The 14,150-nt window shown below is 70.4% G+C and carries 8 protein-coding genes; 6 read left to right on the top strand and 2 right to left on the bottom strand.

What is annotated here, in order from left to right; all coding sequences use genetic code 11:
* Window positions 1-28: 28 nt before the first annotated feature.
* The 6 genes from pks13 to MCHLDSM_RS23370 all read left to right on the top strand — a co-directional run bounded on the left by pks13 (window position 29) and on the right by MCHLDSM_RS23370 (window position 10,120).
* Window positions 29-5,428, top strand: coding sequence for a polyketide synthase Pks13 (gene pks13 / locus MCHLDSM_RS23395; protein ID WP_048472223.1), 5,400 nt, complete (start codon window positions 29-31; stop codon window positions 5,426-5,428).
* Window positions 5,425-6,999 (top strand): acyl-CoA carboxylase subunit beta, encoded by a 1,575-nt coding sequence (locus tag MCHLDSM_RS23390; protein ID WP_048421596.1) that lies wholly within the window; start codon window positions 5,425-5,427, stop codon window positions 6,997-6,999. The genes pks13 and MCHLDSM_RS23390 overlap by 4 nt, the downstream gene beginning before the upstream one ends.
* 26 nt (window positions 7,000-7,025) lie before the next feature.
* Window positions 7,026-7,928 carry a DUF4331 family protein gene (locus MCHLDSM_RS23385; protein WP_048472900.1) on the top strand — a complete coding sequence of 301 codons (903 nt, stop codon included), beginning with the start codon at window positions 7,026-7,028 and terminating at the stop codon, window positions 7,926-7,928.
* 75 nt (window positions 7,929-8,003) lie between these two features.
* Window positions 8,004-8,366: a hypothetical protein gene (locus MCHLDSM_RS23380; RefSeq protein ID WP_053083098.1), complete on the top strand. Its 363-nt coding sequence runs from the start codon at window positions 8,004-8,006 to the stop codon at window positions 8,364-8,366.
* Window positions 8,350-8,781 (top strand): RDD family protein, encoded by a 432-nt coding sequence (locus MCHLDSM_RS23375; protein ID WP_048472221.1) that lies wholly within the window; start codon window positions 8,350-8,352, stop codon window positions 8,779-8,781. The genes MCHLDSM_RS23380 and MCHLDSM_RS23375 overlap by 17 nt, the downstream gene beginning before the upstream one ends.
* A gap of 25 nt (window positions 8,782-8,806) precedes the next feature.
* Entirely contained in the window at window positions 8,807-10,120 is a 1,314-nt protein-coding gene (locus MCHLDSM_RS23370) for a serine/threonine-protein kinase (RefSeq protein ID WP_048472220.1), read from the top strand.
* On the opposite strand, the gene MCHLDSM_RS23365 is transcribed toward MCHLDSM_RS23370, so the two are convergent.
* Window positions 10,117-10,995: an MBL fold metallo-hydrolase gene (locus MCHLDSM_RS23365; protein ID WP_048472899.1), complete on the bottom strand. Its 879-nt coding sequence runs from the start codon at window positions 10,993-10,995 to the stop codon at window positions 10,117-10,119. The two genes, MCHLDSM_RS23370 and MCHLDSM_RS23365, sit on opposite strands and share 4 nt — an antisense overlap.
* On the bottom strand, window positions 10,992-14,144 hold the full coding sequence (locus MCHLDSM_RS23360) for an arabinosyltransferase domain-containing protein (RefSeq protein WP_048472898.1): 3,153 nt from the start codon (window positions 14,142-14,144) through the stop codon (window positions 10,992-10,994). Before MCHLDSM_RS23360 ends, MCHLDSM_RS23365 begins: the two co-directional genes overlap by 4 nt.
* Window positions 14,145-14,150: the final 6 nt, after the last annotated feature.

Here is a 14,150-nt window from a genome sequence, read left to right as displayed (position 1 = left end):
CCGCCTGTCGATCGTGAGGTTATGGAACATGGCTGAGTCGCAAGACAATCCGGGCGGTCAGGACATGACCGTCAACGAGATGCGGGAGTGGCTGCGCAACTGGATCGGCAACGCGACCGGCCAGTCGCCCGACTCCATCAGCGAGTCCACGCCGATGGTGGAGCTGGGGCTGTCCTCCCGGGACGCGGTCGCGATGGCCAGCGACATCGAGGACCTGACCGGTGTGACGCTGACCGCGACGATCGCGTTCCGGCATCCCACGATCGAGTCCCTGGCCACGGTGATCATCGAGGGCGAGCCCGAGGACGATCTGTCGGACATCGACAGCGAGGACTGGTCGCGCGACGGCGACGAGGGCCGGCTGAACATCGCGATCGTCGGCGTCGGCACCCGTTTCCCCGGTGACATGAACACCCCCGACGAGATGTGGTCGGCGCTGCTCGACGGCCGTGACGCGATCACCGACCTGCCCGAGGGCCGGTGGTCGGAGTTCCTGTCCGAGCCGCGCATCGCCGAGCGGGTCGCCAAGGCCCGCACCCGCGGCGGATACCTCACCGACATCAAGGGTTTCGACGCCGAGTTCTTCGCGCTGTCGAAGATGGAAGCCGACAACATCGACCCGCAGCAGCGCATGGCGCTGGAGCTGACGTGGGAAGCGTTGGAGCACGCCCGGATTCCGGCGTCGAGCCTGCGCGGTGAGAACGTCGGCGTGTTCGTCGGCAGCTCGGTCAACGACTACATGTTCATGTCGGTGGCCGATCCGACCGTCGCGCACCCGTACGCGATCACCGGTAACTCGAGCGCGGTCATCGCCAACCGGGTGTCCTACTTCTACGACTTCCGCGGCCCGTCGATGGCCATCGACACCGCGTGCTCGTCGGCGCTGGTCGCCGTCCACGAGGGGATGAAGGCGCTGCGCGCCGGGGATGCCGACGTGGTGATCGCCGGCGGCGTCAACGCGTTGATCACCCCGCTGGTCACGTTGGGCTTCGACGAGGTCGGCGGCGTGCTGGCGCCCGACGGCCGGATCAAGTCGTTCTCCCAGGACGCCGACGGCTACGCCCGCTCCGAGGGCGGCGGCATGGTGGTGCTCAAGCGGCTCGCCGACGCGCGCCGCGACGGCGACGACATCCTGGCCGTGATCGCCGGCGGCGCCGTCAACCACGACGGCCGCTCCAACGGCATGCTCGCGCCGAACCCGGACGCTCAGGAAGCGGTGCTGCGCAAGGCGTACAAGGACGCCGGCATCGACCCGCGCGCCGTCGACTACGTCGAGGCACACGGCACCGGCACGATCCTCGGCGATCCGATCGAGGCCGACGCGCTGGGCCGCGTCATCGGCCGCGGTCGCGCCGCCGACAAGCCCGCGCTGCTGGGCGCGGTGAAATCCAATGTGGGACACCTCGAGTCGGCCGCCGGTGCGGCGAGCCTGGCGAAGGTCGCGCTGGCGCTGCGCAACGACAAGATCCCGCCGTCGATCAACTACACCGGCCCGAACCCCTACATCGACTTCGACAAGGAACACCTCAAGGTCGCCGACACGGTGACCGACTGGCCGCGCTACAGCGGCCGCGCCATCGCCGGCGTGTCCGGGTTCGGCTTCGGCGGCGCCAACGCCCACCTGGTGGTGCGCGAGGTGCTGGCCAGCGATCTGGTCGAGCCGGCCGCCGAGCCCGACGTCGCGGTGGCGGCCCCCGCCAACGACGACGCCAAGGCCGTGTACGTGGGCGGCGTGCGGATGGACGAGTACGGCGAGTTCCTCGACGGCGACGACGACGGTGACGACGACGCACTCGACGTGCCCGCCGCGGCCGCCGGCGACGACTACGAGCTGCCCGGCCTGACCGACGAGGCGCTGCGCCTGCTGGAGGTGGCCCGCGAGGAGCTGGCGGCCATCGAAAATGATCCAGCGGCGGAGTCGAAAACGCCTGTTGTGCCGCTCGCTGTTTCGGGGTTCCTCACCTCACGCAAGAAGGCGGCCGCCGCCGAACTCGCTGACTGGATCGACAGCGCCGAGGGGCGCGCCTCGTCGCTGGAGTCGATCGGCCGCTCGCTGTCGCGGCGCAACCACGGCCGCTCCCGCGCGGTGGTGCTCGCCCACGACCACGACGAGGCGATCAAGGGCCTGCGCGCGCTGGCCGAGGGCAAGCCCAACCCGATCGTGCTGAGCGCCGACGGACCCGTCACCAACGGGCCGGTGTGGGTGCTCGCCGGTTTCGGTGCGCAGCACCGCAAGATGGCCAAGAGCCTCTACCTGCGGGACGAGATCTTCGCCGAGTGGATAAACAAGGTGGACAGCCTCATCCAGGACGAGCGCGGGCACTCCATCCTCGAGCTCATCCTCGACGACGCGATCGACTACACCGACGAGACCACCGAGCTCCCGATCGAGAAGGTGCAGCTGGTCATCTTCGCGATCCAGGTCGCGCTCGGTGAGCTGCTCAAGGCGCACGGCGCGAAACCCGGTGCGCTGATCGGACAGTCACTCGGCGAGGCCGCCGCGGCCTACTTCGCCGGCGGTCTGTCGCTGGAGGACGCCACCCGCACCATCTGCTCGCGCAGCCACCTGATGGGTGAGGGCGAGGCGATGCTGTTCGGCGAGTACATCCGGCTGATGGCGCTGGTGGAGTACTCCGCCGACGAGATCGAGACCGTGTTCTCGGACTTCAAGGACCTCGAGGTGTGCGTCTACGCCGCCCCGACGCAGACCGTCATCGGCGGCCCGCCCGATCAGGTGGACGCGATCATCGCCCGCGCCGAGTCGGAGGGCAAGTTCGCCCGCAAGTTCCAGACAAAGGGCGCCAGCCACACCTCGCAGATGGATCCGCTGCTCGGTGAGCTCGCCGCGGAACTGCAAGGCATCGAAGCGCATCCGGTGCAGGTCCCGTACTACTCGACCGTGCACGAGGGCAGCCTGGTCCGGGCCGGCGCGGAGCCCATCCACGACGTGGACTACTGGAAGAAGGGGCTGCGGCACAGCGTCTACTTCACGCACGGCATCCGCAACGCCGTCGACAACGGCCACACCACGTTCCTCGAGTTGGCGCCGAACCCGGTCGCCCTGATGCAGGTCGGGTTGACCACCGCCGACGCGGGTCTGCATGACGCGCAACTGATTCCGACGCTCGCCCGCAAGCAGGACGAGGTCGACTCGATGACCGCGGCCATGGCGCACCTGTTCGTGCACGGCCACGACCTCGACTTCCGCACGCTGTTCCCGCGGAAGTCGCGAGGCCTCGGTGGGGCGCTGGACTTCGCGGCCATCCCGCCGACCCGGTTCAAGCGCAAGCCGCACTGGCTGGACGCGCACTTCACCGGCGACAGCTCGGGGGTCATGCCCGGCAGCCACGTGGCCACCCCGGACGGCCGGCACGTGTGGGAGTACAGCCCGCGCGGCGAGACCGATCTGGCGGCGCTGGTGAAATCTGCTGCGGCAGCGGTACTTCCGGATGCCAAGCTGGTCGCCTCGGAGCAGCGCGCCGTGCCCGGCGAGGGGTCGAAGCTGGTGACCACGCTGAGCCGTCATCCCGGCGGGGCGGCGGTGCAGGTGCACGCCCGCATCGACGAATCGTTCACGCTGGTCTACGACGCGATCGTGAGCCGCGGGGGTGCGCAGACCGTGCTGCCCACCGCGGTCGGTGCCGGCACCGTCGCCGAGATCGCCTCGGTGGCAACGCCGGAACCCGAGCCCGAGGACGACGCGGCCATCCTGCAGGACAACCTCGCCGCCGGCGCCGGTCTCGCAGCCGGCTTCGCCAAGTGGTCGCCGGAGTCCGGTGAGACCATCGGCGATCGGCTGGGCACGATCGTCGGCGCGGCGATGGGCTACGAGCCCGAGGACCTGCCGTGGGAGGTGCCGCTGATCGAGCTCGGTCTCGACTCGCTGATGGCGGTGCGCATCAAGAACCGCGTCGAGTACGACTTCGACCTGCCGCCGATCCAGCTGACCGCGGTGCGGGATGCGAACCTCTACGCCGTCGAGAAGCTCATCGCCTACGCCATCGAGCACCGCGACGAGGTGGACCAGCTCGCCGAGTCGCAGAAGGGACAGTCGCCCGAGGAGATCGCGGCCGCGCAGGCCGAGCTGATGGGCGGCGCCAGCACGGTCGCCGAGCTCGAGGCGAAACTCGCCGAGGCCGGTCACCCGATCGCCACCGACGCCGTCGAGAAGATCGCCACCGACTCCGTGGAGGCCCAGAAGGATCTGACGGTCCCGCCTCCGCCGACCGACCCGTCGGGTCCTGGCATCCCCGCTCCGCCGACCAACCCCGCGGGGCCCGACAAGCCCAGCGCCGCAAGCATGGCCGCGAAGGTGCTGACCCAGGAGGCGGTCACCGAGGCGCTCGGCGCCGACGTGCCGCCCCGCGACGCCGCCGAGCGCGTCACGTTCGCGACCTGGGCGATCGTCACCGGCAAGTCGCCGGGCGGCATCTTCAACGACCTGCCCTCGATCGACGACGCCACCGCGCAGAAGATGGCCGACCGGCTCTCCGAGCGCGCCGACGGCGTCGTCACCGCCGAGCAGGTCAAGGCCGCGGGCACCATCCAGGACCTGTCCACCGTGGTGCGCGACCTGATGGACGCCGGTGAGGTGGACGGCTTCGTGCGCACCATCCGGGCCCGCCCCGAAGGGTCCACACGGATCCCGGTGTTCGTCTTCCACCCGGCCGGCGGGTCCACCGTCGTCTACGAGCCGCTGCTCAAGCGACTGCCCCCCGACACCCCGATGTACGGGTTCGAGCGGGTCGAGGGCTCGGTCGAGGAGCGTGCCGCCGAGTATCTGCCGAAGCTGCGGGAGATCCAGGGCGACGGCCCCTACATCCTGGTCGGCTGGTCGCTGGGCGGGGCGCTGGCCTATGCCTGCGCGATCGGGCTGAAGCGGGAAGGCGCCGACGTGCGGTTCGTCGGACTCATCGACATGGTGCGTCCCGGCGAGGAGATCCCGCAGACCAAGGAGGAGACGCGGGCCCGGTGGGATCGCTACGCGCTGTTCGCGCAGCGCACCTTCAACGTCGAGATCCCCGAGATCCCCTACGAGGAACTCGAGGCGCTCGACGACGAGGGTCAGGTCCGCTACGTCCTCGACGCCGTGCAGCAGGCGGGCGTGGCGATCCCGGGCGGCATCATCGAGCACCAACGGACGTCGTACCTGGACAACCGGCTGCTCGAGACCGCGGAGATCCAGCCCTACGACGGCCACGTCACGCTGTACATGGCCGACCGCTACCACGACGACGCGATCTTCTTCGAACCGCGCTACGCCGTCCGGCAGCCCGACGGCGGCTGGGGCGAATTCGTCGAGGATCTGGAGATCGTGCCGGTCGGGGGCGAACACATCCAGGTCATCGACGAGCCGTACATTGCGAAGGTCGGAGCGCACCTGAGCGAGGCGATCCACGTGATCGAGGCGGAGAGCGAGAGCAAGTGACGACGGAGATTTCTCCCACCCACCACCCGAAGACGAGCGCCGAACTGCTCGCCGAACTCCGCGAGAAGCTGGAGCTGGCCAAGGAGCCCGGCGGCGAGAAGGCCGTCGCCAAGCGCGAGAAGAAGGGCATCCCGTCCGCGCGAGCCCGGATCCACGCGCTGCTGGACCCCGGCAGCTTCCTGGAGATCGGTGCGCTGGCCAAGACTCCGGGTGATCCCGACGCGCTCTACGGCGACGGCGTGGTCACCGGGCACGGCACCATCAACGGCCGGCCGGTCGGCGTGTTCAGCCACGACCAGACGGTGTTCCAGGGCTCGGTCGGCGAGATGTTCGGCCGCAAGGTCGCCCGGCTGATGGAGTGGGTGGCGATGGTCGGCTGCCCGATCATCGGCATCAACGACTCCGCGGGCGCCCGCATCCAGGACACCGCGACGTCGCTGGCCTGGTACGCCGAGCTGGGCCGCCGGCACGAACTGCTGCGCGGTCTGGTGCCCGAGATCTCGCTGATCTTCGGCAAGTGCGCCGGTGGTGCCGTGTACTCGCCGATCCAGACCGACCTCGTCGTCGCGGTGCGCGACCAGGGCTACATGTTCGTCACCGGCCCCGACGTCATCAAGGACGTCACGGGCGAGGACGTCACGCTCGACGAACTCGGCGGCGCCGACGCGCAGGCCCGCTACGGCAACATCCACCAGGTGGTGGAGTCCGAGGCCGCCGCGTTCCAGTACGTGCGCGACTACCTGAGCTTCCTGCCCGGCAACACCTTCGACGACCCGCCGATCGTCAACCCGGGCCTCGAGCCCGAGGTGACCCCGCACGACCTGGAGCTCGACGCGATCGTGCCGGACGCGGACAACCAGGCCTACGACATGATGGAGATCCTGCTGCGGATCTTCGACGACGGCGACGTGTTCCAGGTCGGCGAGCAGTCCGGCCCGGCGATCATCACCGCGTTCGCCCGCGTCGACGGCCGGCCCGTCGGGGTCATCGCCAACCAGCCGATGTACATGTCGGGCGCGATCGACAACGAGGCCTCCGACAAGGCGGCCCGCTTCGTCCGGTTCTGCGACTCGTTCAACACCCCGCTGGTGTTCGTCGTGGACACCCCCGGCTTCATGCCGGGCGTGGAGCAGGAGAAGGGCGGCATCATCAAGCGCGGTGGCCGCTTCCTCAACGCCGTCGTCGAGGCGGACATCCCGAAGGTCACGATCACGATCCGCAAGTCCTACGGCGGGGCCTACGCGGTGATGGGCTCCAAGCAGCTGACATCGGACTTCAACTTCGCGTGGCCGACCGCCCGCATCGCCGTGATCGGCGCCGAGGGCGCGGCCCAGCTGCTCGTGAAGCGGTTCCCGGATCCGACGGCCCCCGAGGTGCAGAAGATCAGGGCCGATTTCATCGAGGGCTACAACACGAGCCTGGCCACCCCGTGGATCGCGGCCGAACGCGGCTTCATCGACGGCGTCATCGAGCCGCACCAGACCCGGCTGTTGCTGCGCAACTGCATGCGTCTGCTGAGGGACAAGCAGATCAACCGGGTCCAGCGTAAGCATGGCCTGACGCCCATCTAGATCGCCGGTGCGGTTGGATGGACAGCGTGTCGACTGACTTCACCGGGCTGCGTCGTGGCGCGCCGCTGGGCGATCCGCGCCTGGACCTGTGCGATCTGTACGTGTTCCCGTCCCCGAAGGACCCCGGGCGCACCGCGCTGATCCTGACCGCCAACCCGAAGGCGGACGCGATGCACCCCGACGCGGTGTACCGGATCGCGATCGACAACGACGGCGATCTGCGCAACGACATCGCGTTCAACTTCGTGTTTACCGAGCCGTACAACGGGCGCCAGAAGGTCGACGTCCGCCTCGGCCTGCAGGCCGAGGCCCGGGTCGACGCCGCCGCCGGGTCGGAGATCTTCGGCGGGCTCGACGTGTCGTTCGACGACGAACCGCACCTGTGGCGGTCGCGGTCGGGGTCGTTCTCGTTCTTCGCCGGGGCGCGCGCCGACGCATCGTTCGCCAACGCCAACGTGATCGCCATGGCGATCGAACTGCCCACCGACTATCTCGGCGCCGCCCCCGACGTGCGGATCTGGGGCCGCGCGAGTGTGGTGCGCGACGGGAAGTGGGTGCACGCCGACCGGGCCGGGCATCCGTGGGTCAGCGGGTTCTTCCCCGACGACGAGCAGCTCGCCGAGTTCAACGCCGGCGAGCCCAACCGCGATCAGGGCCGCTGGATGGGGCACCTGATCGAGTTGATGGTCGAGACCGGCGGCTACACCCGCGCCGAGGCGATCGACGCGATCACCGCCGAGGGCACCCTGCCGGACGTGCTGACCTACAACCCCCGCAAGCCTGCCGCGTACCCGAACGGGCGCACGCTGACCGACGACGTCGCCGACTACCGGTCGCGGTTCCTCACCAACGGACGCACCCCGCTCACCGACGTCGCACCCCGCCAGGACTTCCTTCCCGATTTCCCCTACCTCTGCGCCCCGCACTAGAGCCATGCCGTGACGTCGTCCGACCCGGCACCGACGCCGGCTCCCGCGCACTCCGCCCTGGTGGACGCCTACCGGATGTGCGAGACACTGCCCCTGGTCGGGGGGCTGTTCTCCCGCGGCAGGCGCGAGGCGCAGGCGGTGCTCTCGCTGCTGGTGACGGCGGTGATCGACGAACTCGACCTGACCGCGATCGTGCGCGACCGGTTGTCCAAGGAGGCGATCGACGCGGTGATCGCGCGCATCGACCTGGTGGGGCTGGCCGAGCAGGTGATCGACGGCGTGAACCTGCCGGCCATCATCCGCGAGTCGACGAGCACCGTGACGGCCGACGTGATGACCGATGTCCGCACGCAGGGTGAGCGTGCCGACGACGCGGTGTCCGGTTTCGTCGACCGGGTGCTGGGCCGCAGGCAGGGGTTCCGTGACCGTCCACGATGAGCGGGCCGCCGGAGTGGTCAGCCGGGGCGTGGCGGCCGTGGTCGACCTGGTGGTGGTCGGTGTCCTGCTGGCGATGCTGTACCTCGGGCTGATCCTGACCCGGCTGGCGCTGCACCCGGGCGCGTTCCGTTTCCCGGCGCTGAACCTGGTGTTCTCGGGGACCGTGGCGTTCGGTGCCGCGGTGCTCTACCTGGCCGGCTGCTGGTCGGTGTCGGGCTGCACCGCCGGCGCGGTCGTGATGGGGTTGCGGGTGGTGGGCCGCCGGGGGCGGCGGCTGGCGCCGGTGGTGGCGCTGCTGCGCGCCGCCGCGTGCGTCGTGTTCCCGTTGGGGCTGGCCTGGGTGGCGCTGGACGCGCGCCGAAGGTCGCTGCAGGACATCGCGTTCGGCAGCCGGGTCGTCTACGCGCGCCCATGACGACACGCACCGATAGGATCCGCGCATGCCGCTGACCGAGGGGGACGTGATCGCGGGCTACACGATCGTGCGGTTGCTGGGCGCCGGCGGCATGGGTGAGGTGTACCTCGGGCAGCATCCACGGCTGCCCCGGTACGACGCCCTGAAGGTGCTCTCGCCGACAGTGTGTGCCGACAGCGAGTACCGGGAGCGGTTCAGCCGCGAAGCCGACATGGCGGCCACGCTGTGGCATCCGCACATCGTCGCGGTGCACGACCGCGGCGAGTTCGACGGCCGGCTGTGGATCTCCATGGACCACGTCGAGGGCACCGACGCCGCGAAGCTGCTCGCCGAGCGGTATCCCGGCGGCATGCCGCCCGATCTGGTGGTCCGCATCGTCACCGCGGTCGGCGAGGCTCTCGACTATGCCCACGCCCGCGGGCTGCTGCACCGCGACGTGAAGCCCGCCAACATCCTGATCGCCGACCCCGAGACCGCCGACGAGCGGATCATGCTCGCCGACTTCGGGATCGCCCGCCGGGTCGGCGAAGTCAGCAGTCTCACCGGCACCGACATGACGGTCGGCACGGTCGCGTACTCGGCGCCCGAGCAGCTCACCGCCGACAAGCACATCGACGGCCGGGCCGACCAGTACGCGCTGGCGGCCACCGCCTATCAGCTGCTGACCGGGTCCCCGCCGTTCCAGCACTCCAATCCGGCGATCGTGATCAGCTCGCACCTGTCGGCGCGGCCGCCGTCGATCGCGGAGGCCCGGCCCGATCTGTCCGGCCTCGGCGGGGCGCTGGAGAAGGCGCTGGCCAAGTCGCCGGCGGATCGGTTCGAACGCTGTGTCGACTTCGCCCGCGCGCTGGCGAATCGCACCGGCCCGGTGGCGCTTCCGCGCACCGCCGACCCGGAGGCGACGATGCCGGCGCAGGCGGCCGGCCGGCCGCGGCACGCCCGCCCGGGCCGGCGCGCGCCGCGGTCACGCGGCCGGATGTTCGCCGTCCTCGCGCTGCTGCTCTCGCTGCTGGCGGTGGCGGCCGCACTGTTCGTGGTGCTGCACGACGAGCCGGCGCGCGGCCCCGACAAGGTCGCGGTGCCGGTCGTCGTGGTCGGGGCGGACTGCGCGATGCTGGGTGCGGCCGGGGTGACCGAGTCCGGATCGCAGGCGTACTGCGCACGGGTGAGCGGCTCGGATCAGTCGCTGTGGTCGCTGTATTCGGCGGACATCCCCAAACCCACCGGCACCGGGGACATCCCGGTGCAGGTGTGCGTGCAGCAGACCAGCCAATCGCAGGACGACTGCCGCGGCGACATCGCCCGCGAGAACGCCGATCCGACCGCCAACGACGGCTAGATCGCGGGCAGGTCGAGCCAGTCGTCGACGGCGAACGCGTCGTCATCGGCGGTGATTCGCGCGCCGCCGCGGCCCGGGTAGTGCGCGGGGATGACGGCGGCGCGCCTGCGGGCGGCCTCGGTCAGCACGCGGTGCCGGGTGCGTGCCGCAGCGGCGGGATCCTCGTCGAACGCGCAGGGGTCGTCGGGACGCACCAGCTGGATGGGGCAGTGGGTCAGATCGCCGACGAACACGGCGGGCGCCTCGGCGTCCAGCCACACCACCGAGGAGCCCGGCGTGTGGCCTGCGGCGGGCAGCAGCCACAGCGACTCGCTGAGCTGGTGGTCCCCGGAGTAGAGCTCGGTCTGGTCAGCCACCGGTAACACGCTGTCGGAGAACACGATCCGCATGCCCTCGTTGGTGCTGTCGCCGTCGGGCGCGAAATGCCGGTAGTCCTGCTCGGGCATCAGGTAGCGCGCGTTGGGGAACGTCGGGACCCACTCCCCATCGACCAGCCGGGTGTTCCACCCGACGTGGTCGGTGTGCAGGTGGGTGTTGATCACCACGTCCACCGCCTCGGGTGCCACGCCCGCGTCGGCCAGCGCGTCGAGGTAGCCGGTCTGCAGCTGGTGCAGCGGGGCGAAGTGCGGCCGGTGGCGATCGTTGCCGACGCCGGTGTCGACGAGCACGGTCAGCCCGTCCACCCGCAGCACCCAGGTCTGCATGGCGATCTTCCACTGGTCGGCGGCGCGGTCCCAGAACAGCGGCTCCAGCAGGTCGGCGTGGTCGGCCCAGGCCTGCGCGGGGGTCTGACCGAACAGCGACGTCGTCATCTGTACCCGCAGTTCGACCACCCGCGTGAGCGAGGCCCGGCCGAGCGCGGTCGTGCCGGTCACGGCTCGATGCGCATGGGCCCGGGTGTCCACAGACCCGAGTGGGTGCTCTCCCCGAGGTCGATCTGCGCGGGTTGCGCGTCGACGATGGTGTCGAAGCGGCGCAGCGATCCCCAGTCCTGGCCCCAGTCGTGTGACAGGTAGGTCGACATCACCGAGGCGCGCAACAGAAGATCCGTGATCCCGAGCAGGCCACCGTTCTTGCCGTCCTGCCAGGTGTCGGTGCTCTGCAGCTTGGCGTAGTAATCCGGCGAGATGCGGAACTTCGGGATGTCGGTGACGCCGTTGGCGTGCAGCATCGGCTGCTGGCACGGGAACGCGAGGCCGACCGCCCAGTCCATCAGCACCGGCTGGCTGGAGCCGACGTACTCCTGCACCGAGCGCACCTCGGGCACCCGGGGCGGGGTGACCGCGACCCAGTCGCCCTGGCCCAGCGACAGGTCCTCCGCGATCACCCGGACCGCGACCGCGTCGGCGGGAATCTGCTCGCGCGGGTAGCGCAGGTTGCGCCACGACGGCGTGGGGCCGATGTCGTAGGGCTGGACCCGGCCGGCAGGTACGGGCGCACCGTCGGGACCGCGGGTGGCGTACTCGAGTTCCACGGTCTGACCCGACGAGAGGCCCTCGGCGACGCTGGTGCCGGCGATGGTCCCGGCCGCGGTGATGACCACCAGCGGGTGTGCGTCGTCGGGGGCGGGCAGCGCGTACCACGCCGAGGCGAGCTTGCTCTCCTGTTGCGCCGCAGTCGAATACGAACCGGCGACCGGAACCTTCGCGGGGTCCAGGCCGTAGGGCAGGGGCACCGTCGACCCGTTCACCCCGGGCCGGGACAGCTTGACGGGCCGGTTCCAGTCGTAGTCGGTGCCCGGCTGCGGATTGGTGATCCGAATCGCCTCGGCGATGATCTTCTCCGGAACCCCGTTGGGGGAGAAGCCCGTCGGCGTCGCGCCGCCCAGCGGGCCCAGCGGACCGTAGTCGCCGGGCATCGGCTGCAGGAATCCGGCGTTCGAATCCGGTTCCACCAGAACGTCGTCGGCGAGTCCGCAGCCGCCGGCGAAGGCCCGCACGTTGGCCCACCCGTTGGAGTAGGTCGGGTACTGGCGCACCACGCCGATCGCCATCGACGCGATGAACACGAACACCATGAAGCCCGCGGCGATCGGGATCGGCGCCGTGGTCAGCACCCGCACCAGGCGCGGTTCGCGGCGCGGCCGCACGTGCAGCCAGAACGCCCACAGCGCGGTCAGCACGAACAGCACGAAGAACACCGTGCTGACGCTCACTCCGCCCAACTGCGGCACCGAATTGTTGAACGGCGCACCGAAATTCGAGACGTACCACCAGCCGTTGGTGGACGCGAAGCACAGCGCCAGCACGAAGAACACCAGCGCCAGGAACGTCATCCGGTTGCGCGCCGAACGCAGCACCACCGGCGACACCATGACCGTGGCCAGCGCCGCCATCGCGCCGCCCACCGCGGCGAACAACCCGAAGTGGTGGATCCACTTGGTGGGGGTGAACATCAGGAAGAAGATCGTCGCGAAGATCACGCCCATCAGCCGCCACGCCGGCCCGCGGGCCACGCCGGGAACGCGCTTGCGGCGCAACATCATGAACAGCGACGGGAACAGGCACATCGCGGTGAACAGGAACGCCACCCGCCGCGAGATCGCGGCGTCGGTGGTCGGCAGGATCAGGTAGTAGTACCGCAGGTTCTCGGTGTACCACTCCTGGCTGGGCCCGATCGCGGTGCGAATCCTGGTGGCTTCCAACACCGTTGCCAATGTCTGATCGGCGAACACGACGGTCAGCACCACGGTGCCGGCCGCCAGCAGCGGCGCCACCAGCGGCCAGGTGCCGACCAGCGCGCGGCGCCGCATCAGGATGCGCAGGATCGGCCGGCCGCCGGCGACCAGCGCGGCCACCGCGATCAGGCCGGTCGGCTGGATACCGAGGGTGAACGCCGCGGTGGTGATGGCCAGCGCGGCCGGGGTCAGCCTGCCGGAGGTGATGGCCCGCTCGATCAGCACGTAGGTCACCAGCGCGCCGGTGGCGATCTGGCCCTCGGGGCGCAGCCCGTTGTTGAACGGCATCCACGCGGCCAGCAGCACGAAGCCGGCCGCCCACATCGCCGCCCGGCTGCCCGACACGGCGGGGCCCAGGCGCGGCAGCACTTCGCGGGACAGCAGCAGCCAGCACAGCAGCGCGCAGATCAGGTCGGGTAGCCGGATCCAGATGCTGGCGTCGCTGACGTGGGTCATCAGCGCCAGCACGTTGTAGTACCAGCCGAACGGATCCTCGGGGCTGCCGAACCAGCGGAAGTAGTTCGACATGTAGCCGGCGTGGTCGGCGACCCGGGCCATCGCCAGGATGTAGCCGTCGTCGCTGCTGTTGGCACCGATCACGTACCAGAGGGCGAAGCCGCCGACCACGACGCCGTCGACGGCGCTGACGGTGCGCCACCGCTCGGGGATCAGCCGGTGCATGCGGTGCCCGTCGAGGCGGTCCAGCCGCCACAGCGCGAGCAGCGCGATCACCGTCGACACGATCGCCAGCAGCATCGCGGCGAGCTTGAGCGCGCTGGGATGGCTGGTGAAGCGGGTGTCGATGGTCGCCGAGAACGTCAGCCCGGGGGGTGCGGGCCCGACGAGGTCGGTGAACACGCCGACGATCGCGGGCCGCAGGTTCGGGTCGGCGTATCCGCTGCGCTGCGGGGAGCCATCGGCCTGCCGGAGGCCGACGAAGTCGGCGAAGGTGCCGTCGTGCGAGGACGTGATGTCCAGGCGCTGGCAGCCGGGCCCGGCGACGCGGTCGCGGTTCACCGAGGCCACCACGACGTTGCGCACGATCACGTCGACCCGCGAGGAGGTGACGTTGACCAGCATCGCGTTCAGCGCGGCGTCGCGGCCCTGGGCGGGTGCGGTGCCCAGCAGCAGGCCGCCCTTGGCGGGCATGCCGCGCACCACCGCGCACGGGATCGAGGCGTTCAGCGTGACGGGGGCCTGCGAGATCAGCGGCGCGGTGACGTTCTCGAACCGGCCCTGCTGGGGCCAGTTCAGCGTCGCCGTGGTCTGCGTGACGGGCAGCAGCGGGGTGGCCACCGCCAGCACGAAGCCCAGCAGACCGGCGATCGTCGCGACCCAGCGCGCCATCTTCAC

Origin of the sequence: Mycolicibacterium chlorophenolicum (genome assembly GCF_001044235.1) — a bacterium.
GTDB classification, from domain to species: Bacteria; Actinomycetota; Actinomycetes; order Mycobacteriales; family Mycobacteriaceae; genus Mycobacterium; species Mycobacterium chlorophenolicum.
This window is presented reverse-complemented; position numbering and strand designations above follow the sequence as displayed.